Below are 22,752 nucleotides of genomic sequence, written 5' to 3'. Positions count from 1 at the left end.
GCCCGGTGACACGGACGGTCAGTCCCCGCACAGCGTCCGGGCGAGCCGGCACAGCTCCGCGCGGTTCGCGCTGCCGGTCTTGTGGAGCAGGCTGGCGATGTGCTTCTCCACCGTGCGGGGGGAGAGGGACAGCCGCTGGGCCACGTCCTGGTTCCCGGGCCGGTCCACGAGCAGCGCGAAGACGTCGAACTCACGGGGCGTCACCCCCACCGACCGCAGCCCCTCGGGGATCAGCTCCCGTCCGGTGCGCCGGTGCGCGACCGGCACGCCCGCCCGCCGGATCAGCGACCGGCAGGCGCCGGCGACGGAGCGCACGCCCGCCTGGTGGAAGTACTCCTCGGCGGTGCGCAGCCAGGCCACGGGCTCGCCCCAGCCGTCGGCGAGAGCCGCCTCGGCGACCAGCCGCAGCCCGAGGTGACGGGCGGTCGGGAATCCCGAGAACTCCTGCCGCGCCCGGTCCACCAGTCCCGCGGCCTCCCGGCCGCGGCCCTCCCGCCCCAGCAGGACGGCGTCGGCGAGCACCAGGAACTGCCGGTTCCAGGCCAGCGCGGCGGCCGGCGCCGCCAGGGCCGCCGCGTACTGCGCGCGGTCGGCGGTGCCGCCGACGACGGCGAGCAGCGGGCCGAGGCCGTAGCGTCCGCTCAGGTAGAACATGTTGGGGTGCTGGTCCTCCCAGGCGGTCGCGGCGGCCAGTTCGGCCAGCGCCTGGGTGCGGTTCTCCTCCAGCAGGGCGCAGAACGCCCGGCACAGGCCGAGCAGGACCGGCATCAGGAAAGAGGTGGATTCGTCGGCCTGGTCGAACCGGAGCAGTTCCCGCTCCATCTGCCGCCGCCGTCCCTGGTGGGCGGCGAGGGTGGCGGCCACCAGCAGCAGGTAGCGGTGGCCCCCGACGTTGCGCATCCGGGCGCTCGGCTCCAGGCAGCGGTCGATGATCTCCTGTGCGGCCGGGAAGTCGGCGCGCTGCACGGCGTCCATCGCCAGCAGGCCCTCCGCTTGCTGGACCAGGGCGAGGGCGCCCAGTTCACGCGCGGCGTCCCGCGCCTCCCGGATCCGGCGCGCCTCACCGCTGCGCAGGAAGGCGTTGGCACCGAGCCGCAGCAGCGCCTCCACCCGCCAGACCGGCAGGCTGTGCTCCTCCGCGACGGCGAGCATCCGCTCCAGACAGGCGTCCGCCCCGTCAAAGCCGCGCCTGCGCGCCAGCAGGGCGAGTAATTGCCATGCCTGGCAGGCCACCACGGGGAGCTTCTCGCGCTCGGCGACCTCGGCCGCCTCGCGGGCCAGCCGCTCGGTCTCGGCCGTGTCCGCGCTGTGCCCGGGCAGCAGCGCCAGGTGGGCCTCGACCACGGCCAGCGCGGCGGTGTGCCGCGGGTCGGACGGGTCTCCGAGCTGCGCACGGGCGGCGGCCACCTGTGCCAGGGTGTCGGCGGCGCGTTCGGAGATCACCGCGGCCCAGGCGAGCCTGGTGTGCAGGGCGACCCGGCGCTCGATGTCCAGCGCGTCGGCCCCCGCGGCCGGCAGCGACTCGGCCAGCGCGAGTGCCCGGTCCAGCTGCCCGGTCTCGGCCGTCGCGTGTACCAGCGACTCGGTGACGGCGGTGCGGTCGGCCGGCGCCGCCAGCCCTCGGGCCCGCTCCAGCAGTCGCACGGCGGTGGCCGACGCGCCCCCGGCGAGGGCTCGGCGGCCGGCTTCGGCGTACAGCAGTGCCGCTCCCGCCTCGTCCCCGCCCAGCTGCCGCAGCCGCGCCACCAGCTGGCAGCGGTCGTCGGAGACGGCCGGGTCGGCGGCCAGGACCGCCTCGGCCGCCCGGCGGGCGATCATCGCCCGCTCGGCCGGCGGCAGCCCGGCGAGCAGCGCCTCCGCGGTGAGCGCGTGCCGGAAGGCGTACTGGTCGGCGGCGCCGGGATCGGGGACGACGAAGCCCGATGCGGCCGCGGCGGCCAACTGGTCGAGCAGCAGCCGCACACTGTGCCCGGTGATCAGCTCCAGCGTGCCGATGGAGAATCCGGTACCCAGGGTGGCGGCGAGCAGCAGCAGGTCGCGCACCTGCGGATCGAGCTGCGCCAGCCGTTGCCGCAGGCCGCTGACCACGCTGACCGGGACCGCGGCCGCCAGGTCGCCGGTGACGTGCCAGCCCTCGTCGTCCCGGCGCAGCACCCCGGAACCGACCATCTCGGCGAGCAGTTCCTCGACGAGGTACGGATTGCCGTTGCTGAGCGTGCTCAGCCGCTCCACCACGGCGGCCGGCACCTGCTCGGCCCGCAGGTCCAGGCAGCCGGCCGCGAGCGCACCGACCTGGGTCGCGCGCAGCGGCTCCAGAGTGGCCACCGAGGCGACCCGGCGCCGCTCGGCACCCCGGGCCAACTCCAGGGCCGCGCCCGGCTCGGGCCGCAGCGTGGCCACCAGCAGGACGGGCAGCCCGGCCAGGTTGTCGACCAGGTAGTCCACCACGGCGATGGTCTCCGAGTCGGCCTCGTGCAGGTCCTCCAGGACGAGCAGGCAGCCGCGGTCGCGGCCGAGCACGGCCAGCAGCCGCAGCACGGCCTCCGCCAGCTCCACCGCGCTCTCGGGGTAGCCGGGCACGGCGGTGTGCCGCCACTCCGGGATCACCCGGGCCAGGGCCGGGCGGTAGGGCTCCAGCTCCGAGTCCTGGGGCACGCCCGTGACCCGGAAGCGGGAGTGCAGCGCCTCGATGAGCGGGCGGTACGGCATCCCGGCACTGGTCGGGCTGCCGCGCCCGCGCAGCACCGGCAGGCCGAGCGACTCGGCCAGGCCGGCGCACTCCCCGGCCAGCCGGGACTTGCCGATCCCCGCCTCCCCCACCAACAGGACCGTGTGGCCCGCCCTGTCCTGAAGGCCGGTCAGTACACGCCGGAAGAGCCCGAGTTCGGTCTCGCGACCGATGGTGGTCGGGGCAGTAGTGTGCACCTGCGCAGATTACCCGTGCCGCCCTCGCGCTGAGTAGAGAGTTCCCGGGAAAGGCGATCACGCTGCGCCGTGGCAGCCCGCCGCTGCCGCCCGACGGGCGCTCAGCGGCGCCCGTCGTGTAATTCGATGCTGACGGTGGTCCACGGGCTGGTCCCGCGGAACGCCGAGGACGCGCCGAGCATCTGGGACCGGCGGCCGAGCCCGCCGCCGCTGCGCAGCCGGATCTCACCCGCCGGGTGGTCGGTGGCGGCGCCGTGCCGGGTGGTGGGCTGCTTCCAGAGCCGCACGGGATCGTTGGTGTTCATCAACGGGTTCCTTTCACAGTGGAGGTGTTCGGTGGTCTTCGTCAGGCGGCACGGGAACCGGCTACAGGGCTCCCGGAGTCGTCCGCGACTGTGCCCCGGAGCCGGGGCGGGGCGGGGCGGGGTCCGGCGTCCGCAGCAGCAGCGCCGACGGGACCAGGTCGGCGAAGCCCAGCCGCAGCAGGCCGAGACCGTGGCCGGACAGGCCGGTGAGGAGGCCGGGCTCCGCGACGCCGCCGCCGAGCGCGGGGTGCGGGCCGTGCCGGACCCGCCCGGCGGCCCGCGCCCGGAGCACCGCGCCCGCCGCCGTGCGGTGCGGCAGCTCCAGCAGGCCCCACTCGCCGTGGCAGAGGCTGCCGTCCGCCACCGGTCCGCTGTCCGCGAGGTGCCCGACGGCCGCGGCGACGGCCGCCGCCAGCGCCGGATCCGCCAGCGCCCCGGGCCGGTCGGCGACCGCCAGCGCCACCCCCGTCGCGCCGGTGCACCAGGACAGGTCGGCGTCGGCAGCCGGTGACGCGGCCACGGCCGAACGCAGCGCGGTCAGCCCCGCCCGGCGGTGGTGCTCGCCGCCCGGGCCGACGACGCCGAGCAGCGCCCAGCCGACCCCGGCGGCACCGGTGGCGAAGCCCGGCACCGCCGGGACGGACTCGGCGGCGAGCCGGTCGGCACAGACACCCGCACCCCGCCGGAGCCCGGCCGACGGGAACGCCCGGTGCGCGGCCAGCAGCGCGGCCAAGCCGCCCGCCGTGCCGTCGAGCACGCCGGTCGGCCGCTCGGCCGCGGCGGCCCGGACGGTCAGCGCCGCCGCCGGCTCGACCAGGGCGCGCAGCCCGGCGTCGTCCAGCGCGGCCGAGACCCGGGTGAGCGCGTACAGGATGCCGCCGAGACCGGTGAAGCCGCCCGAGCCCACCACGCCGAGGTCCGCGTCCGGGAGCGCGGCGAGCCGGTCCAGCAGCCGCGGCAGCGGACGCAGCGCGGCGCGTGCCGTCCCGGCATAGCGGTCCGCCCCGGTGAGCGCGGCCAGTTGGGCGAGGAAGAGGGCGACGCCCGGGTAGCCGTGCCCCAGGTCGGCGCCGCACGGTGCGAGCCTGCGGTACCGCTCGCCGAGCAGTTCGACGCCCAACCAGTTCGCCCGGTCCCGGTCCCGGTGGGCCTGCTGGACCAGCAGGTCGCCGATTTCCCGGGCGGCGGCGAGCAGTCGGCCGGGGGCCGGCGGCCCGGCGGTTCGCGTACGCGGCCCGGCCGGCCGGGGTCCGGGCGGTGCGGCGGGATGCGCCGGCGCCGCCGTCCGGCAAGCCAGCGCCGTCCGGATGATCCGCTCCTGCCCCGCGAGGTCGGCCTCGTTCATGACCGCGAGGCGCGCCACCACCCGGGCCAATCCGGGCCGTCGCAGGGCGCCGGGGATACGGGTGCCGGTCCCGCTCCACAGGTCGGTGCGGCCGGGGCGGGCGGTGAACACCGGTACGTCGCCGTCCCACAGCTCGGCGACCTCGTGGTCGAGCAGTCCCGGCCAGCCCTGGTCGTCCACCGCCTCCGTGCCGAGCAACCGCAACAGCTCCTCCCGGTCGCCCGGCTCGCGCAACACGTCGGGGTGGGTGGCCTCGGCGAGGACGGTCACGTAGACCTGGGTGGCCCGGGTCACCACCCGGACCTCGTCGTCGGCGAAGCGGCGCAGCAGGCCGGCGAGCTCCCGCCGGTGTGCCAGGAGCATCCGGTAGCCCGCGCGGAAGCCGGACACCAGCGCCTCGGTATAGGCGGCGGGCTCGGCTTCGGCACCGGCCAGCCGGGGGCGGTTGTCCCCGGCACGGACCGTGCCGGGCCGGCGGACCAGTCGCATGGCGTCGGTGCCCGCGGCCTCCCAGCAGGCCGTCTCCACCGGCGAGCGGCGGTCCGCGCCGCCGCCGAGGCCGGAGAGGTCGAGCGCGTCCTCGTCCCCGAGCACGAGCTGGGGCAGCAGGCCGGTCCGCTGCACGGACGCGTCCAGCGCGCGGCCCGCCGGGTCGTCGGCGGTGGGGTCCTCGGGCTGCGGCGGGTGGAAGAGCGTCTCCAGGTCCACCGGCACCGGGTGGTCGGCGCACGCGACCAGGTTCTCGTGGTGCAGGTCGGTGAGGTCGAGCACGTGGGCGAGCGCGAGCAACACGCCCTGGCGCAGGTAGAACCGGTCGAGTTCGGCCTGCGTGGAGCAGGGGCGCGCCTCGATCAGCTCCGACCAGCCGTGGTCCGCACGGGTCAGCAGGGCCGGTGTGCGCAGTCCGGGCGTCCCCGCGCGGGTGTTGTACCAGTCGACCAGTTCGCCGAAGTGGCGGTCGGCCGCGAGCGAGCGGGGCTTGTACACCACCCGGCTGCCGTCGGCGAAGCGCAGTACGGCGACCCGGCGCCCGCGCCGATGCGTGTCACCGGCGGCCCGGTCCACCGCGACCAGCGGGCCGGGGTCGCGTCCGGCCAGCAGCCGGGCGACCAGTTCGGCGCGGTCCGCGGCGTACCGGGTGAGCAGCTCGGCCATGGCCGCGACGGCGTTGACACAGCCGCGACCGAGCAACCGGGCCAGCAGGGGGTACTCGGTGAACAGCCGGACCAGGCCGTCCCTGGTCCCGGTGCCGGCGACGAAGTCGCGGAACCTGTCCTGCGCGGTCGCGCCCGCCAGGCGTCCCTCGACCCGGGCCACCTGGAGCTCCAGCACCAGCGCGCGGGCCGCCAGACCGCCCAGCACGGCGGCCGTGGTCGCCGTGAACTCCCGTGTGAGGCCGTCCAGCTCGGCCGACCGGCCGACGTCCGGGCCGAGTCCGGCGAGCAGCCGCCGCCCGGCCAGCTCGGCGAACGGCGCGAGCACGACGGCGAAGTCGGACGTGCCCGGCAGCGGCCCGGACGGCGGGAGCGGTTGTGCGGGCGCGATGGCGAGAGCGGCCTCGACGAACTCGGCCGCGTCGCGGTCCCACGGCTCCTGGGACTTCGCCGACGCCAGGGCCGGCAGCCGCCCCGAGGGGGCGGTCGGCCCGGCTGCCTCGAGCGCGTCGTTGGCGGTCACGATCCGTGAGCCTGTCAGCCGGCGTGGTATTGGCGCAAGAGCCGGAACCCTGCCGGAATTACCCTGCCGCCGCTGGTGCACCGGCGTCCGAGGAGGCGTCACGCTCGCCAGGAGCTGGGCCCCTACGACCGGCACACCGCCAAGCTCCTCTCCCCCGCCTCCCCGGCCGCCTCGGACAGGGTGACCGGGCTTCCGGCGCGGGCTGAGGACATGGAGGTGGACCGGTCCCCGCGCAGGAGGGGGGTGAAACGGTGTCGTACCAGGTAAGTGTGGGCTTCATTGCGGTCTCCTTCGTTCCCTTCGGCCGCCTTGTGACGGCCCCTGATTCGACTGTGCCGCGCATCACATCCAGCCCATGTCACTTCCAGGCCGCCTGCTTCCATCTGGTGGGCGTCAGCAGGCGAGCCGAGGAGGATGCAACGATGAGCGCAGAGCAGGAGACCGGCATGGCGTCCCCGCACCGGGTGGTGATCCTGGGGGCGGGATACGCGGGCACGGCCGCGGCCGTCCAGCTTGCGGTCCGGGTGCGACGAAGCGAGGGAGTGCGGGTGAGCGTGGTGAACGCGCAGGTGCGGTTCACCGAGCGCATGCGGCTCCCTCTCCAGGTCGATGTGAGAGTGCACGGAAGCCCCATCTCATCACCTTCTCGCCCTGACCTGCGAAATCGCCTTGCGAGACAGAATAAAAACGGTTCACTATCGCGATTTATACGGATCTCCAATTCGACGTCACCGACGTTGTACCGTTGCACATTGCTCGCCTATCGAGGGGGTGCTAATTTTCTGGTGGCACACGTCATCGAGTCGCGTTCGTTAAATCCCTGTGGAGGGTTCAGTTGACTGGCAGGTTCAGAAAAATCGCGTTGGTTGCACTGGCCACTGCGGGGGTGATCGTCGGGACGAACTGCGGCACTGCATCGGCGATCAATACCGTTCCGTGTGGCCCCAGCGAATTCGCGAGCCTCGACTTCCACCTCAGCCCCGATCCTATCGGGAATGAATATATCATGTGTCTCGCGAATGCTGGCACGATTAATCTATTTGACCCAGCTGCGGCACGGGCCTTCTGGGCTGACAAGATCTGGACCGGGAACAATCGTGTCCAGTGGTTCGGAGACGGGCGGTGGCAGCCCGAGCAGCCGATCGAGAAGTACACCGCCATGTACTGGCCGAATCACCCGGGTGGGGTGAGAATAGAGGCGATTCGAATCCTCTGAGCCATCCGCATTACCGACCTCATTGTGCTTGACGTTGAGTCGCAGTCAATCACAATGAGGTTTTCCGTTGACCATCGGCGGCTGTAGGCCGAAGTTGTCCCAGGACGGGCGACGACGAAACCGTCAATTCGGTGATGCGCGCAGGCTGCGGTACTGGAGGGCCCACCAGATCTCGAACGTGGTTTCCGTGTTCTCGAGGTCTGCTTCGGTCAGTGCGGCGAAGCGGCCCAAACGGTAGCGCAGCGTGTTGACGTGGACGGACAGCGCGGCGGCGGCCCCGGGGATCGATCGGCGTCGGGACAGATAGACCTCAACGCTGGTGAGTAAGGTATCGCCGATGGCGCTTTCCGCCTCCACCGGTTCGATGTAGCGGGCGTGGAGGTACTCTCCCAGCTCCGGATCGTTCATCACGGGCAGCCGCAGCGCCATGCGGTAGCGGTCCACGATCCCGCGGTGGCCGAACCGGGTGGCCGCCTCGAGCAGTTGCGTGGCCTCGGCGAAACCGTCGTTCAAACGGGACAGGCCGATCGGGCCGGCCAGCCCGACTGTGACGTCGCCGGTCAGCTCGCTGGTGACGGGGCGGGACAGCACTGCTGCGGCATCATCGCCGTAGGTGCTGACCAGGACCGTCTTCTGAGGACCGGCCGCCCGTTCCAGCATGCCGGTGAGCGCGAACGGGTCGGTGCTCTCGGACCTGGCCCGCAGCACCCAGTACCGATGGTCTGCGGCGAGCCCGAACCTGGCCCCTGCCGCGACCATCTGGTCGGTCGTCATCGTGCCCTCCAGCAAATGGGCGAGCAGGGTCATCCGCTGCTGCTCCTCGCGACGGATGAGGTCCAGGCCGACTTCCCGGTGACCGGCGAGGAACTCGTCGCTGCAGTGGTCGCCGAGCTGCCAGATCCGTTGGATGCCGAGTAACATCGCGTCGGCAGAGATGCCCTGGGCCCGGGCGATTCGGAGGAACTTGTCGCGCAGTAGTGCGATGCCTCGGCGGTGGGCGACCAGGACGTCGGTGATGGGGACTTCCTGCAGTGCCCGACGCCACTCAGTCTTCCACTCGTCCTCCGCCACATCGTTGCCGAGGTGCGCCTCGCCTCGAAGGGCGGCGACCACGCGGACGACATTGCGGCGCACGGACGGCCGGAGCTCCGACGGGGGGACCACGCGATACGAGGCGATCGCGGCAGTCACCTCCAACTGCGCGGTAACCAAGTCCTCGGCCTGCAGCAGCAGCTTCCCGGCCACCAGTGCGAGTTGGGCTTTGAGCGATTCGGACATGTCCCGCCCTTCTTTCCTCTCGGTGTCGCATGAATGGTCCTGGCCCAACGGACGACGCAGCCGGCCGTGACGGTGGCGTCACGACATCAGCCGCCGAACGGGGCATCGGTTCGGTGACTCGGGGACTCGACGATCCCGGCGGAGCGGCCGGTGGCCGCAGACGGCAGCGATCGCCGTTACGACCCTCGGTACGGCCGTCCCGCACGCAAGGTGCGGGCTGGACGGTTCTCGATGCTGGAACCGCCATTCCGGGAGCAGCAGTGCGGCGTCGACCACAGGGCGGCCGACGGTTGTCCGTGGCTCGGCCAGTCCGCCGACCCCGGGTTTCGAGGGACGGCGGGCGAGGAGCGGGGGTGTATCGCTCGTGGTCCTGGCAGGTAGCCCCGGCGCGCAGGGGCAGCGGGCGTCGGCCACTCGTCTGGGTGACGGGACAAGTAGACTGCGCGTCCAGATCAATGCCCAGGCAGAACGGCAGGCACAAGTAGCGCGGGTGGAAGGTGCCCACGCGCGTTCCCGGCGGAGAAGCGAAGGTTGGACAGCTCGTTAGGGGTGCTCGTGCGGCGGCTTCGGCATGCCGCCGGCATGACGATCGAGGAGTTGTCGAACGCGTCCGGGGTGAGTGTGCGAGCGATCGGCAATCTGGAGCGCGGTGAGAGCCGCGGGCCGCAGCGGGCCACGATGACCGCGCTCGCGGACGCGCTGCGGCTGACCGGCGAGGATCGTAACGAGCTGCTGCGGGTCGCCCGTATCGGCCGGCAGCGCAGCCCGCTGCCGGTCCCGGGAGTGATGGCGATGCCACGCGCGGTGCCCGACTTCACCGGCCGAGACCATGAGACGGGCTGGCTGGCCTCACTCGCGGACGGTTCACCGGACGGGCCGGCGCCCGTCGTCGTGATCTCGGGCCAGCCGGGGGTCGGCAAGACCAGCTTGGCCGTACACGCCGTCACCGAGCTGTCGCACCGTTTCCCGGACGGGTGCTTCTTCGTCGACCTGCGTGGCCTGGACGCACGTCCGCTGGACCCCGGCATCGTTCTGGAGCGGCTGATCCGCGCCCTGGAGCCGACCTATGGCCGGCTGCCGCTGGACCTGGGCGACCGGGCGGCCCAGTACCGATCCGTTGCGGCCGGGCGCCGCATCGCCGTGGTACTGGACAACGCGGCGGACGAGGCCCAGGTACGTCCACTGCTGCCGGCGGCCGGCGCGGTCATGACCGTGGTCACCAGCCGCCGGATGCTCACCGGTCTGGAGGGAGTGGCCCGGCTCCCCCTGTCACCACTGCCCGACGCGGAAGCCCGCGATCTGCTGGAACGCCTGACCGCCGGCCTGCCCGACGCCGGCCGTACCGCCGACGCGGTGTCGCGGCTGGCCCACTCCTGCGGCAACCTCCCGCTGGCCCTGCGGATCGTCGGCAACCGCCTGGCCAGCCGCCCGGACTGGTCACCCGACCGGCTCGCGGACCGGCTCGAGGACGAGGAGCGCCGCCTGGACGCCCTGACCGCGGGCGACCTGGAGGTCACCGTGGCCTTCGAGCTGTCCTACACGCGGCTGTCCGATGCCGCGCAGCGCCTCTTCCGGCGGCTGTCCCTGATGCCCGGCCCGCACTGCGGCCTTCCACTGGCCGCGGTGCTGGCAGGGCTGCCGGACGCCGGTACGGAGGACGCCTTGGACGAGTTGGTCGAGCTCGGCCTGGTCCAGTCGGGTTTCACCGCGCGCTACCGGCTGCACGACCTCATCCGGATCTTCGCCCGGCGACGACTGGAGCGGGAAGAGCCCGAAGACGAGCGCGCCGCCGCCGAAGCACGGGCGGTGAACTGGCTGCTGGATACCGCGATCGTGGCCGGCCGACGGTTCGATCCGGCCTGCACGGCTCTGCCCGGGCAAGGGGACGACCGCGTGCGGCTGGACACCCCCGAGGCAGCACAGCAATGGCTGACGACCGAGGCCGACAACTGGCTCGCCGCGCTGGAACTGGCTGCCGCCACCGGACAGTGGCGACGGGTGGTCGACGTGGCCGAAGCCATGCACTGGTTCTCCGACCGCTGGATCCACTGGGGTTACTGGCCCCGGGTGTTCACCCTCTCCAGCAACGCCGCCGCCGAGCTGGCCGACCACGCCGCCGCCGCGACCCATCTGAACTACCTCTCCTGGGCGCACAACACCTGCCTCGGTGACACCGCGGGCGCGAGCGAATGCGCCCGCAGAGCCCACGCGGAAGCGGTCATGGCCGGGGACCCGCGGCTTCAGGCCTGGGCGGACTCGTACCTGGCGGTGGCACTGTTGAAGGCCGGGGACGCCCATGGCGCGCTGCCGCTTGCCGCCCGGGCGATGCGGGGGTTCCGCAGGGTGAACGACCGCGAAGGCATGGTGATGCACGCGCTGTCCACCCTGGGCAGGGCACTTGAGCGCACCGGGCAGCCCGACCAGGCTTTGCGGGCCTACGAGCAAAGGCTCGCACTGGCATCCGACCCAGTCACTGCTCCGTCACCCGTGATCGCGGGAATGACGCGGGTATCAGCGGCACGCGACATCGGCCTGCTGCACCTCGCGCGGGGACGGTGGCGGGAGGTGGTCGGCGCACTCGAGCCGGCCGTCGCCTGGGAGCCGGCATCGAACATCCCGCAATGGCAGGCACAGATGTACGCCGCGCTCGGCCGGGCACGCCATGAACTGGGCGAGGCCGAAGGCGCGTTGGCCGACATGAACCGCGCCCTGTCGATCTACCGGCAGATCGGTGACGACAAAACCGCACAGACCGTCCAAGCCCTGCGCGATGAGCTTTTCCGAGCGGGCCTGGATCGGGACACGGTGGAGCCGTGACGTAGGAAGCTCCCTGGCCGTTGTGGCCGTATTGGTCGGGCGCGGCATCGTATCGGTGCCCGCGTCATTACGGTGCGGGCCCTGCGCGAGGCGACGGCCTCGGGTGCGCGGCCTGGCGGCGCCGCGGGAGGCAGCTCCGCGCATCCGGGTCGACCGACGGCTCGCATCCGTGCGAGGAGTTCGTCGATGCCCTTGATGTGCGCGTAGGAGGTCAGTGCTGGCTCCAGGTCACGGACCATCGTGACGCACCGGGGCGCGTTGATGCGGTGCTGGCGGCGCGGTTGCGAGGCGGACCAGCTCGGTGCGGGCGGCGGCGGAGAGGCTTCCCCCGTGGTAGGGGGCGCGTGTCCGGCGGCCGGAAGACGTCCGCGGACCGTAAGGGTTCGTCCGTTCCGATGCGCGCTCACGCCGGGTGGGATGGAGGCATGAAACTCCGTGTCTTCCCGCCGGCGTTCGGCGGTCGTCTGCATGACGCCCGCACGGCGACCTTGATCGGCCGATGGCTGGGGCTGGCCTTCCTCGTGTGCTTCGCCAGCGGTCTGGTCAGCCATGTCATGCAACACCCGGCGGGCTGGCCGGCCAACGGTCTGCCGAGCCGCCCGGCGTGGGGTTACCGGCTCACCCAGGGTCTCCACGTCGCCTCCGGCATCGCGGCGATTCCGCTGCTCCTGGCCAAGCTGTGGACCGTGTACCCGAGGCTGTTCGAGTGGCCCGCTCCGCGGCCGGTCCGGCACGCGCTGGAGCGCCTGTCAGTGGCGGTGCTCGTGGCCGGGGCGGTCTTCGAGCCGGTGAGCGGGCTGTTGAACACGGCGCAGTGGTATCCGTGGCCGTTCCCGTTCGTACCGGTGCACTACGCGGTCGCGTGGCTGGTGGCCGGGGCGGTGGTCCTGCACCTCGCGGTAAAGGCGCCCGAGATCGGCGCGCACTGGAGCCGACGGTCGGCGGGGACGCTCGCCCTGCCCGCGCGGGACGGCGCCGACCGGCGGTCGCTGCTCGCCGCAGTGGGCGCGGCAGTCGGGGCCGTCACCGTCACCACGGTGGGCCAGTCCTTCACCCCGCTGAAGGACCTCGTCCTGTTCGCGCCCCGTGACCCGGACCACGGACCGCAGTCCCTGCCTGTCAACCGGACCGCCGCGGCGGCCGGAGTCGGCCGGATCGCCGACGAGGAGTACCGCCTGGCCGTGCACGGCCCGCGGCCGTACACCCTGACCCTGAAGGAACTGCGCGCCCTGCCCCAACACCAGGTGGAGCTGCCGATCGCCTGCGTGGAGGGCTGGAGCAGGTCGGCGCGCTGGACCGGCGTGCGGATCGCGGACCTGCTGGTGCGGGCGGGCGCCTCACCGCAGGCGCGGGTGCGGGTGGTCTCGCTGCAGCTGCGCGGCGGCTACCGGGTGTCGGAGCTGGGCTCCGAACACGCCCGCGACCCGCTGACCCTGCTCGCGCTGCGCCTGAACGGCGAGGAACTCGACCCCGACCACGGCTACCCGGCGCGGCTCATCGCTCCCAACCGGCCCGGCGTGCTGCAGACCAAGTGGGTGGGGCGGCTGGAGGTGCTGTCATGAAGGTGGCGCGCTTCCTCGTGGGCGCGGCCGGTGTGGCGGTCATGGGCGTCGGTGTGTCCCTGTTGCTCGGCGTCCGGGACTTGGCGGGCGTGCTGGTCTGGCTGGGCGGCGCGGTCGTCCTGCACGACGCGGTGATCGCGCCGCTGGTGCTGCTGGCCGGGCTGCTGGTCCGCGGTGACGTGCGCGGGCCGGTCCGTGGGGCGTTGATCGTCGCGGGCGCGCTGACGGTGGTGGCGCTGCCGGTGCTGCTGCGCCCGGGGCCGCAGGCCAACTCCTCGGTGCTGCCGCTGGATTATCCGCGCAACTGGCTGATCGCCATGGCGGCCGTGGGGACGGTGACGGTGCTCTGGGTGGCCTTGCGGAGGCGTGCCCGCAGGCGGCCACCGCCGTGAGCCCGGCATCCGTTCGGGTCCGCCGTCTCACGGGTGTCTCACGCGCTCCTGCGAGCGCCTGCCGCCGCCGGGCGCCGCGTCGGCGTGACGGGCCGGCCGTGGCCGCGCTCTCCACGTGCGCGGTGCTCCGACGCCGGCACGGGATACGGGTACTGCCAGGTGACCTGGTCCTGCCGGCCGCCTACTGGTCGTTCCGGGACAGACACACCTGGCGTCGAGTACCGGGGAGGGGGGCCGCGACGCCGGGAAGGCTTACGAACCCCTGACGTCCCGGTGCCGACCGGTCCGCGGTCCGGTCCGCAGCCGTACGGTCGGGGCATGTTGATCCTGGTCACCGGAGGTGTGGGCTTCATCGGCTCACACATCGTCACCACCCTCACCGGCGCCGGGCATGCGGTGCGCGTCCTCGACGCCCTGCTGCCCGCCGCCCACCGCGGTGCCCCGCCGATTCCCGATGGCGTCGACTGGCGGCACGCGGACGTCCGCGACGCGGCAGCGGTGGCCGACGCCCTGCTCGACGTGGACGCCGTCTGCCACCAGGCCGCGATGGTCGGACTCGGCAAGGACTTCGCCGACGCCCCCGACTACGTCGGCTGCAACGACCTCGGTACGGCGGTACTGCTGGCCGGCATGGCCGAGGCGAAGATACGCCGTCTGGTGCTGGCCGGCTCGATGGTGGTGTACGGCGAGGGGCGCTACGAGTGCTCCCGTCACGGTGTCGTCCGGCCGGGGCCGCGTGAGCCGGCCGACCTCGGGGCGGGCCGCTTCGAACCACCTTGCCCGCGCTGCGGTGAGCCGCTCGTGCCGGCACTGGTCGAGGAGGACGCGCCCGCCGACCCGCGGAACGTGTACGCCGCCACCAAACTGGCCCAGGAGCATCTCGCCGCCGCGTGGGCCCGGGCGACGGGCGGCCGGGTGGCGGCGTTGCGGTACCACAACGTCTACGGCCCCCGTATGCCGCGCGACACCCCGTACGCGGGTGTCGCGTCCCTGTTCCGGTCCGCGCTCGCGCGCGGTGAGGCTCCGCGCGTGTTCGAGGACGGCGGGCAGCGGCGGGACTTCGTGCACGTGCGCGATGTCGCGGGAGCGAACCTCGCCGCGCTGGACGCCGTGGACGGCTTGGCACAGGGCGGTCTGCGGGCCTACAACGTCGGCAGCGGGGAGCCGCACACCGTGGGTGAGATGGCCGCCGCCCTGGCCGCCTCGCACGGCGGCCCGGCCCCCGTCGTCACCGGAGAGTTCCGGCTCGGCGATGTCCGCCACATCACCGCCTCGTCGCGCCGGCTCCGCGACGAACTGGGCTGGAAGGCACAGGTCGCCTTCGCGGAGGGCATGGCAGAGTTCGCGGCGGCTCCCCTGCGCGCCGGTTGAGAACGGCCGGCCGGGGTGCCGGAAGCCCGGCCGGGCCTCGTACCGCACGAGCCTCAGATCGCCGCGGGCAGGTGGACCTCGAAGCGGCAGCCGCCCGGGACGTTGCGGACGGCCGCGCGGCCCCGGTGGGCCTCCACGATGCCGCGCACGATGGCCAGGCCCAGTCCGGCCCCGGCGGGCGGGGTGCGGGCGTCGGTGCCGCGCCATCCGGTGTCGAAGACGCGTGGCAGGTCCTCCGGGGCGATGCCGCCGCAGCCGTCGGTCACCGCCAGGACGACACGGTCGGCCTCCCGGCGGGCGGACACCGCGACGGTGCCGTCGGCCGGAGTGCGGCGGATGGCGTTGACGAGCAGGTTGGCCAGGACGCGGGACATCTCCCGGCCGTCGACCTCGACCGGCACCCGCTCCACCCGGTCGCCCACCAGCCGAACGCCGTGCTCCCTGGCCAGGGCGTCGGCACCCGCGAGGGCGTCGCCGACCAGGTCGTAGACCGACACGCGGGTCGTGGTCAGGGCGAGGACTCCGGCCTGGATCCGGGAGAGTTCGAAGAGGTCGCCGACCATGTCGCTCATGCGCCCGACCTCGGTGCGGATGCGGGTGTGGTAGACGCACGGGTCGTCGACCACGCCGTCCTCCAGCGCCTCGGCCATCGCCTGCAGACCCGCCAGCGGTGTACGCAGGTCGTGGGAGATCCAGGCCACCAGTTCCCGGCGGGAGGCTTCCAGCGCCCTCTCCCGCTCCCGGGAGGCGGCCAGCTTGGCGCTGGTCGCGGCCAACTGGGCACTCAGCTGGGCGAGTTCGGCGGTGAGCACGGTGGCGGGCGGGACGAAGCTGCCGTCGTCGCCGAGGGCGCGGGTGGCCTCGGCGAGTGCCCGACTGCCCTTGACGACGCTGCGTCCCAGCAGCAGGGCCACGGCGAAGGAGACGACCGCGGCCATGGCGCACACCATCGTCACCACCCGCAGGTCGTGTTCCGACAGGAGCATGGCCCAGGACACCAGCATCGTTCCGGCGAGCATCGCGGCGACCGTGACGGCCGCGACCACGGCCAGCGAGAGTGTGACCGACCGGTTGCGCAGCAACCGCAGTGCCGCCGCGCCGGCGAGCCCGGCGGCTGCGGCGCCGAGGGCCGCGTACAGGGCGATGAGCAGTGTGTCACCGACCACCGTCGGCTCCGTTCTCGTCCGGGCCGTCCGGCCGGGGAGAGTCGAATCGGTAGCCGACGCCCCAGACAGTGCTGATCAGACGGGGACGGGCCGGGTCGTCCTCGACCTTCTCGCGCAGCCGCCGCACATGAACGGTGACGGTCGAGAGGTCGCCGAACTCCCAGCCCCAGACGCGGCGCATGAGCTCCTCGCGGCTCGTCGCCCGGCCCGGATTGCGCAGGAAGAACTCCAGCAGGTCGAACTCCCGGGTGGTGAGGGCGAGTTCCGTGTCGTCGCGGGTGGCGCGCCGGGCGGCGGGGTCGAGGGCGAGTGGGCCGTCGCGCAGCCAGGGCTCCGCGGGCCCGGTCCCGGTGGCGGCCGGTGTCCCTGCGCGGCGCAGCACGGACTCCACGCGCAGCACCAGCTCGCGCGGGCTGAAGGGCTTGGTGACGTAGTCGTCCGCGCCCACCTCCAGGCCGAGGATGCGGTCCTCCTCGTCGCCCCGCGCGGTCAGCATGATCACGGGCAGGGGCCCGTCCTCGCGGACCCGGCGGCACACCTCCAGCCCGTCCATGCCGGGCAGCATCAGGTCCAGGACCACCAGGTCGGGCGGCCGGGCGGCGGCCCGGGCCACGGCGGCGGGGCCGTCGACGGCCACGTCGACGGCGAAGCCGGCCCGGTGCAGATACCCGGCGACGACCTCGGAGACGGTGGGATCGTCGTCCACCACGAGTACGCGTTTCACCCTCCGGAGTCTGGCACCGGGCGGCGGCGTGGGCGGGCGAAGGGACCGTCGCGAGGGGTGACGTCAGCGATCCGTAAGAACAGCAAACCCCTTATGTCCGCTTTGAGTTCGTAGGGTGAGCGGCGTGATCGAGACAACCACTCCCTCCGTGGACGTCGTACTGCCCTGCCTCGACGAAGCCGAGGCCCTGCCGTGGGTGCTGGACGGGATTCCGTCCGGCTGGCGCGCGATCGTCGTCGACAACGGCTCCACCGACGGCTCGGCGGACATCGCCCGCTCCCGCGGCGCGCACGTCGTCCACGAGCCGCGCCGCGGCTTCGGCGCCGCCTGCCACACGGGCCTGACCGCCGCCACGGCCGACATCGTCTGCTTCTGCGACTGCGACGCCTCCCTCGACCCCCGCCTGCTGCCCCGGGTCGCCGGTCCCGTCCTCGACGGCTCCGCCGACCTGGTCCTGGGCCGCCGCCGGCCGACGACCCTCGGAGCCTGGCCGCCGCACGCCCGGCTGGCGAACCTGGAACTGGCCCGTCTGGTTCGCCGCCGTACCGGCCTGCCCCTGCGCGACCTGGGTCCCATGCGTGCGGCGCGGCGCGAGCCGCTGCTGGCCCTCGGGCTGACCGACCGGCGTTCCGGCTACCCGCTCCAGATGGTGGTCCACGCCGCCGACGCCGGCTGGCGCGTGCACGAGACCGATGTGCCGTACCACCCGCGCACGGGCCGTTCGAAGGTCACCGGCACCTGGCTGGGCACGTGGCGGGCGGTACGGGACATGCGTGCCGTCCTCGCCGGGCCCCGCGCCACCGGCTCGACCGCCACGGTTCCGGAGGTCGCCCGATGAGCGCGGCGCCCACGGGGCCCGCCACACTGCTGGTGATCGCCAAGGAACCCGTGCCCGGGCGGGTCAAGACCCGGCTCACCCCGCCGTACACCCCGCAGGAGGCCGCCGCGCTGGCCGAAGCCTCTCTCACCGACACCCTCCGCACGGTGCTCCGCTCTCCTGCCCGGCGCAGACTCCTGGTCCTGGACGGCGATCCCGGACCCTGGCTGCCGCCCGGCTTCGAGGTGGTGCCCCAGGTCACCGGAGGACTCGACGAGCGGATCGCCGGCGCCTTCGCGTGCTGCGACCGCGGCCCCGCGCTGCTGGTCGGCATGGACACCCCGCAGCTGACGGCCGAACTGCTGTCCGCCGTTGGACAAGAGGGTCACGACGCCTGGTTCGGCCCGGCCGCCGACGGCGGCTTCTGGGCCCTGGGCCTCGCCGACCCCACACACGCCGGAGCCCTCGTGCGAGGCGTGCCGATGTCCACCGACCGTACCGGAGCCGCACAGCGACTCCGGCTCAGTGAGGCGAGACTGACGACGCGTTGTCTACCGACTCTGCGGGACGTCGACACGGCCGCCGACGCTGCCGCGGTCGCCGGCCTGTGCCCGCCCGGCTCCCGCTTCGCCGCGGTGCTGGCGTCACTCGCCGAGGCCGCCCGATGAACGCCACGGCGATCGATACGGGCTCGCCTGTCGCCGAGCGGGCCCGGCCGACGGCCCCCCGAACACATCAGCGGACCGTCCCCGCGCCGCCCGCCCGATCCGCGTCCGCGGCGCCCGGCACACCCTGGACCACCGACCCCTACGCCCAGGCCCTGCGCACCGGCCGCGGTCCGCTGTACCTGCGCCGCCTGGCACCACACCCCCTCGGCCCGGCGGAACTGCTCCCGCTGGACGTGGAGCGCTGGTGCGCAGCGCCCGACGCCGCGGACACCGGCGTGCTGCGCCGCTGCACCGGCCCCGTCCTGGATGTCGGCTGCGGACCGGGCCGTCTGGTGACCGCCCTGGCCGCCCTCGGGATACCGGCCCTCGGCGTGGACGTCAGTCCGGACGCCGTCGTCCGCACCCGGCGCCACGGAGGAGCGGCCCTGCGACGCTCCGTCTTCGACCGCCTGCCCAGCGAGGGCCGCTGGCAGACCGTCCTGCTGATGGACGGCAACGTGGGGATCGGCGGCGATCCGGACGTCCTGTTCGCCCGGCTCCGGGACCTGGTCCGCCCCGGTGGCCGTCTGCTGGCCGAGGCGGCCGGCAACGACGCGGACGAACGCCTCACCGTCCGTGTCGAGGACGCCCACGGACGCCACGGACGTCCCTTCCCCTGGGCCCGCGTCGGTACGACCGCCCTGCTGCACACGGCCGAGGCGGCCGGCTGGGTGCTCACCGGCTGCTGGACGGGCAACGGCCGTCCCTTCGTGGAACTGCGCCGCCCGGACCGGGAGCGCGACGAGTTCTCCGCAGACGACGAGCATCCCTCAGCCGTTGGGGGGCCTGCCCGCCGATGACCGACAGCACCGCTTCCCCCCGGCCGGCGGCGGCTCCCGCCGAGCCGCCGCCCGCACACCGCCCCGCCCCGCCGGTGAAGGCGCGAAGGACCTGGCCGGCCGTCATGGCGACAGCGGTCCTGCTCGCCGCGCTCACCGGCGCCGTCTTCGCCACCCTCCACGCCGGCGACAACGAGAGCGCTCCCGGCCGCCTGCTGGCCGGATACACCCTCGCCTGGGCGCTGTTCGCCGTCGCCGCGTGGACCGTGCGAAGGCTTCCGGCACGCCCCGCCACCGTCCTGGTCCTGCTCGGCGCGGCCGCAGTCCTGTCGGCCGGGCTGGCCGCACCGCCCCGCACCAGCAACGACATGTACCGCTACGCCTGGGACGGCCGCGTCCAAGCGGCGGGCATCTCCCCCTACGCCCATCCGCCCGCCGCCCCGGAACTGGCCCGGCTGCGTGACGACTGGCTGTTCCCCACGAAAGGATCCTGCGAGGCATGGGGGGTGACCCGTACCGGCGGTGGACTGTGCGTCCGCATCAACCGGCCCACCGTCCCGACCATCTACCCTCCCGTCGCCGAGGGCTGGTACCTGGCCGTCCACGCCGTTTCCCCTCCGGGCAGCCGCCACAAGCCGCTGCAAGCGGGCGGCGCCGTCCTGGCCTTCGGCACGACCCTGGCCCTGCTGGCGGTGCTGCGCCGACGCGGTGACCCGCGGCGGGCCCCGGCCCGGGCGGCGCTGTGGGCCTGGTGCCCGGCCGTCACCTTCGAAGCCGTGAACAACGCGCACATCGACACGCTCGGTGTGCTGCTCACCGTCCTCGCACTCGGTACCGCCACGGCCGGAGCCCGCAGCGGCGCGCTGCTCGGCGCCGCGATCGCCGTGAAGATCCTTCCCGTCCTCGCACTGCCCGGTGCCTTGTCAGGACAACACCGTCCGGCGCGTGTGCTGCGCGTCGCGGCGTCCGCCGTCGCGGCGGCCGCGCTCGCCTACCTGCCCTACGTACTCGCCTCCGGCACGGACGTCCTCGGATACCTGCCGGGCTACCTCCACGAGGAAGGCTACGAACCGGGCCACATACGTCGCTTCGCCCTGCCGCGCCTCCTGCTGCCGGACGCCGCGGCCGGCGTGACCGCCGCCGTACTGCTGGCCCTGACCGCCCTGTACGTGTGGCGGCGCGGAGATCCGGCCCGCCCCTGGCGCGGCGCCCTGCTGCTGACCGGCACCGCGCTGCTCCTGTTCTCGCCCAGCTACCCCTGGTACTCCCTGCTCGTCATCGCCCTCGTGGCCCTGGACGGCCGTTGGGAGTGGCTCACCGTCACCCTCGCCGGCACCGTCCTCTACCTCGCCGGCCGGCTCCTGCCCGGCTTCCCCCTCCAGGCGTGGGCCTACGGCGTCGCCGCTCTCACCGTCACGGCCGGAGCCTGCCTGCGCTCCGCCCGCCACCGCGGCTGCGCAGCGCACGGCCTTCCTCCGACAGGCGTCCGGTGAGGGCGGGCCTGCGTCCAGATCAGCACGGCCCCGGCGCGCATCTGCGGCACGAACGGAAACCCTGGCAGTCGATGGTGCGGCCGGCCGCGGACTTCGAGAGATGCCGACCGCCGGCACCCAGCGCCAGACCTGGACCCTGGGCTCGGCTCTGCGCCGACGCGGCTTCACCACCGAGTCCAACGCCTCCGGCACCGGGACGCAGACCGCCTCCAAGCTCAACCACTACGACTCCGACAGCGACAGCCCCCGCTGGACGGCGCCGACAGCAGGGCGTACGCCTCTGCAACCCCACCACCGGGCGCTTCCTGTCCACCGACCCCGTCAACCAGTGCGATCTCGACAGGAAGTGGAGCTGGCGAGAGTCGGCACGGAAAACATGAAAGGCCGTGGCGCCGACGGCATCCGGCGTCGGACCAGATTCGGCGCGGCCGGGCAGGAGTCCGGCCGGCCGTGGGCACCCCTGGCGTTCCGCTGTGCACCCCTCACAGAGGTCGGGGTGCACTGACGCGGGAAGTAGCAAGCCACCCGCCGCGCGGGTGAGCGGCCGGCTCCCCATGCCGCCGGAGGACGGCGGCCGCCCAGGGGCTGGGGGCTCGCCAAGCCGCATGTCAGCGCGGGTTCAGCGGGGTGATGCCGGTGCCCGCGTACAGGCCGAGTTCCAGTGGCAGGACGGTCAGTGGCTCGCCGGCCTTCAGGGCCGGCCAGGCGATCGCCGCGGCGTGGACCACCGGCCAGTCGATGTTCTTTTCGTATCAAGGCACCAGTACCAGGCGACCGCGCAGCCCGCCCGCCGCCAGTCTGCGATGCGCCTCGGCGACCTTGTCCAGCGGCAGGACGTCGGCGACCCGCGCACGCAGCCCGGCGGCGGCCAGCTTGGCGAGGCGGGGGCCGTCCGCACGGATCCACACGTTACCCACCCGGATGCCGCGCAGCGGCGTCGGCGCATTGCCCAGCACGCTGACCAGCGAACCCCCGCCGCGCACCGAGTCCAGCGCCGGCATGCCCACGGACGCCGCGTCGACCGCGGCGTGCACGCCACCGGGCACCAGGTCGCGCACCGCGGCGGGCAGGTCCGCGGTCCGCGGCACGAAGAAATCCGCGCCGAGAGCGCGCACCGACTCCTCGTCGCCGGCGCCCGCGACTGCGACCACCCGCACACCGGCCAGCGCGGCGAGCTGCACCGTGTAGCCGCCCACCGCCCCCGCCGCTCCGGTGACCAGCAGTGTGTCGCCGGGCTTGACCCCAGTGGTATCGAGTGCCTGAGCAGCGGTGAGTCCGCCCAAGGGCAGGGTCGCCGCAGCCACCAGGTCGGTGCCGGCCGGCATCGCAGCGACCGCGTCCGCATCCAGCACCACGTGCTCGGCCTGCGTCTTGAGCGACAGCGCCAGCCGGTCGGACAACCCGATCACCGCGTCGCCGAGTCGGAAGCCGACGACCTCGGGCCCGAGCGCCTCGACGATGCCGGCGACATCCCAGCCGATGCCGATGACATCCCGCTCGGGAAGCAGACCGCCCGCCGTGAGCGCGCCGGAACGGGTCTGGACGTCCACCGGGTTGACAGCCGCCGCGGCGACCCGGATCCGGACCTCGCCGGAACCCGGTTGCGGCACCGGAACCTCCGCTATCTCAAGGACTTCCGGGCCACCGAAGGAACGAATGATCACAGCTTTCATGTGCACGAACCTATGGGGTGTTACTCTCCATCGGGAAGTACGCACTTCGGAGTGCCTACCCGACCCGGGAGTGCCATGGCCACCCGCAACGCCGCCCAGCGCCGCGCCGATGAGCGCGCCGCCTACGACGCCTACCTCGCCACCTGCCCGGCCCGGCAGCTGCTGGACCGGATCAGCGACAAGTGGGTGAGCCTGGTGCTGAACGCGCTGGCCGACGGGCCGCTGCGGTACCGCGACCTGAACCGGATCATCGCCGGGGTCAGCCAGAAGATGCTCACCCAGACGCTGCGTGCCCTGGAACGTGACGGCCTGCTCACCCGCACGGTGACCCCGTCGGTACCCGTCCGGGTGGACTACCAGCTCACTCCACTCGGCCGCAGCCTGCTGCCGGTGATGGCCTCGATCAAGGCATGGGCCGAGTGCCATATCGAGGAAGTCCAGACCGCCCGTATGGACTACGACCGGAGCGTGGCTGCGGAACCGTCCGTACCCCGTCCATGACTCC

Annotated in this window: 17 protein-coding genes; 10 read left to right on the top strand and 7 right to left on the bottom strand. The window is 73.5% G+C overall.

Annotation, left to right across the window (positions count from 1 at the left end):
• Positions 1-18 precede the first annotated feature (18 nt).
• The 3 genes from ACZ4W9_RS30185 to ACZ4W9_RS30175 form a co-directional block, all read right to left on the bottom strand.
• On the bottom strand, positions 19-2,925 hold the full coding sequence (locus tag ACZ4W9_RS30185; protein WP_467941097.1) for a helix-turn-helix transcriptional regulator: 2,907 nt from the start codon (positions 2,923-2,925) through the stop codon (positions 19-21).
• Between the two features lie 101 nt (positions 2,926-3,026).
• A complete protein-coding gene (locus ACZ4W9_RS30180) occupies positions 3,027-3,230 on the bottom strand; it encodes a hypothetical protein (protein ID WP_467941096.1) in 204 nt (67 codons plus the stop codon).
• Positions 3,231-3,291: 61 nt separating this feature from the next.
• On the bottom strand, positions 3,292-6,252 hold the full coding sequence (locus tag ACZ4W9_RS30175; RefSeq protein WP_467941095.1) for a type 2 lanthipeptide synthetase LanM family protein: 2,961 nt from the start codon (positions 6,250-6,252) through the stop codon (positions 3,292-3,294).
• Positions 6,253-7,087: 835 nt separating this feature from the next.
• On the opposite strand from ACZ4W9_RS30175, the gene ACZ4W9_RS30170 reads away from it, so the two are divergent.
• The gene (locus ACZ4W9_RS30170) at positions 7,088-7,468 is read left to right on the top strand and encodes a beta/gamma crystallin domain-containing protein (protein WP_467941093.1); all 381 of its coding nucleotides are present in this window, start codon (positions 7,088-7,090) and stop codon (positions 7,466-7,468) included.
• Between the two features lie 123 nt (positions 7,469-7,591).
• Here ACZ4W9_RS30170 and ACZ4W9_RS30165 read toward each other — a convergent pair whose 3' ends face one another.
• The gene (locus ACZ4W9_RS30165) at positions 7,592-8,746 is read right to left on the bottom strand and encodes a PucR family transcriptional regulator (RefSeq protein WP_467941092.1); all 1,155 of its coding nucleotides are present in this window, start codon (positions 8,744-8,746) and stop codon (positions 7,592-7,594) included.
• 549 nt (positions 8,747-9,295) lie between these two features.
• Between ACZ4W9_RS30165 and ACZ4W9_RS30160 the strand changes: the two genes are divergently transcribed.
• From ACZ4W9_RS30160 to ACZ4W9_RS30145, 4 genes are all read left to right on the top strand, one after another.
• Positions 9,296-11,563 carry an ATP-binding protein gene (locus tag ACZ4W9_RS30160; RefSeq protein ID WP_467941090.1) on the top strand — a complete coding sequence of 756 codons (2,268 nt, stop codon included), beginning with the start codon at positions 9,296-9,298 and terminating at the stop codon, positions 11,561-11,563.
• Positions 11,564-11,988: 425 nt separating this feature from the next.
• The gene (locus ACZ4W9_RS30155) at positions 11,989-13,125 is read left to right on the top strand and encodes a molybdopterin-dependent oxidoreductase (RefSeq protein ID WP_467941089.1); all 1,137 of its coding nucleotides are present in this window, start codon (positions 11,989-11,991) and stop codon (positions 13,123-13,125) included.
• Positions 13,122-13,517, top strand: a complete 396-nt coding sequence (locus tag ACZ4W9_RS30150; protein WP_467941087.1) for a hypothetical protein — start codon at positions 13,122-13,124, stop codon at positions 13,515-13,517. Before ACZ4W9_RS30155 ends, ACZ4W9_RS30150 begins: the two co-directional genes overlap by 4 nt.
• A gap of 318 nt (positions 13,518-13,835) precedes the next feature.
• Positions 13,836-14,888: an NAD-dependent epimerase/dehydratase family protein gene (locus tag ACZ4W9_RS30145; RefSeq protein WP_467941086.1), complete on the top strand. Its 1,053-nt coding sequence runs from the start codon at positions 13,836-13,838 to the stop codon at positions 14,886-14,888.
• A 53-nt stretch (positions 14,889-14,941) separates the two neighbouring features.
• Here ACZ4W9_RS30145 and ACZ4W9_RS30140 read toward each other — a convergent pair whose 3' ends face one another.
• Both ACZ4W9_RS30140 and ACZ4W9_RS30135 read right to left on the bottom strand, forming a co-directional pair.
• Complete coding sequence (locus ACZ4W9_RS30140; RefSeq protein WP_467941084.1) at positions 14,942-16,054, bottom strand: sensor histidine kinase; 1,113 nt, start codon at positions 16,052-16,054, stop codon at positions 14,942-14,944.
• A complete protein-coding gene (locus ACZ4W9_RS30135) occupies positions 16,044-16,778 on the bottom strand; it encodes a response regulator transcription factor (protein WP_467941083.1) in 735 nt (244 codons plus the stop codon). Before ACZ4W9_RS30135 ends, ACZ4W9_RS30140 begins: the two co-directional genes overlap by 11 nt.
• Positions 16,779-16,902: 124 nt before the next feature.
• Here ACZ4W9_RS30135 and ACZ4W9_RS30130 point away from each other — a divergent pair, with 124 nt between their 5' ends.
• From ACZ4W9_RS30130 to ACZ4W9_RS30115, 4 genes are read left to right on the top strand one after another with little or no spacing between them, the layout of a single operon-like run.
• A complete protein-coding gene (locus tag ACZ4W9_RS30130) occupies positions 16,903-17,616 on the top strand; it encodes a glycosyltransferase family 2 protein (RefSeq protein ID WP_467941081.1) in 714 nt (237 codons plus the stop codon).
• Entirely contained in the window at positions 17,613-18,263 is a 651-nt protein-coding gene (locus ACZ4W9_RS30125; protein WP_467941080.1) for a TIGR04282 family arsenosugar biosynthesis glycosyltransferase, read from the top strand. The genes ACZ4W9_RS30130 and ACZ4W9_RS30125 overlap by 4 nt, the downstream gene beginning before the upstream one ends.
• Positions 18,260-19,102 (top strand): methyltransferase domain-containing protein, encoded by an 843-nt coding sequence (locus ACZ4W9_RS30120; RefSeq protein WP_467941079.1) that lies wholly within the window; start codon positions 18,260-18,262, stop codon positions 19,100-19,102. Before ACZ4W9_RS30125 ends, ACZ4W9_RS30120 begins: the two co-directional genes overlap by 4 nt.
• Positions 19,099-20,574 (top strand): glycosyltransferase 87 family protein, encoded by a 1,476-nt coding sequence (locus tag ACZ4W9_RS30115; RefSeq protein ID WP_467941078.1) that lies wholly within the window; start codon positions 19,099-19,101, stop codon positions 20,572-20,574. Before ACZ4W9_RS30120 ends, ACZ4W9_RS30115 begins: the two co-directional genes overlap by 4 nt.
• 752 nt (positions 20,575-21,326) lie before the next feature.
• Here the strand turns inward: ACZ4W9_RS30115 and ACZ4W9_RS30110 are convergent.
• Positions 21,327-22,247 carry an NADP-dependent oxidoreductase gene (locus tag ACZ4W9_RS30110; protein WP_467941076.1) on the bottom strand — a complete coding sequence of 307 codons (921 nt, stop codon included), beginning with the start codon at positions 22,245-22,247 and terminating at the stop codon, positions 21,327-21,329.
• A 75-nt stretch (positions 22,248-22,322) separates the two neighbouring features.
• Here ACZ4W9_RS30110 and ACZ4W9_RS30105 point away from each other — a divergent pair, with 75 nt between their 5' ends.
• Positions 22,323-22,748, top strand: coding sequence for a winged helix-turn-helix transcriptional regulator (locus ACZ4W9_RS30105; protein ID WP_467941075.1), 426 nt, complete (start codon positions 22,323-22,325; stop codon positions 22,746-22,748).
• Positions 22,749-22,752 lie beyond the last annotated feature (4 nt).

It is taken from the genome of Streptomyces sp. NPDC029296, from assembly GCF_055569255.1.
Note: the sequence above shows the minus strand (reverse complement) of the source record. Positions and strands in the feature narration are given on the sequence as shown.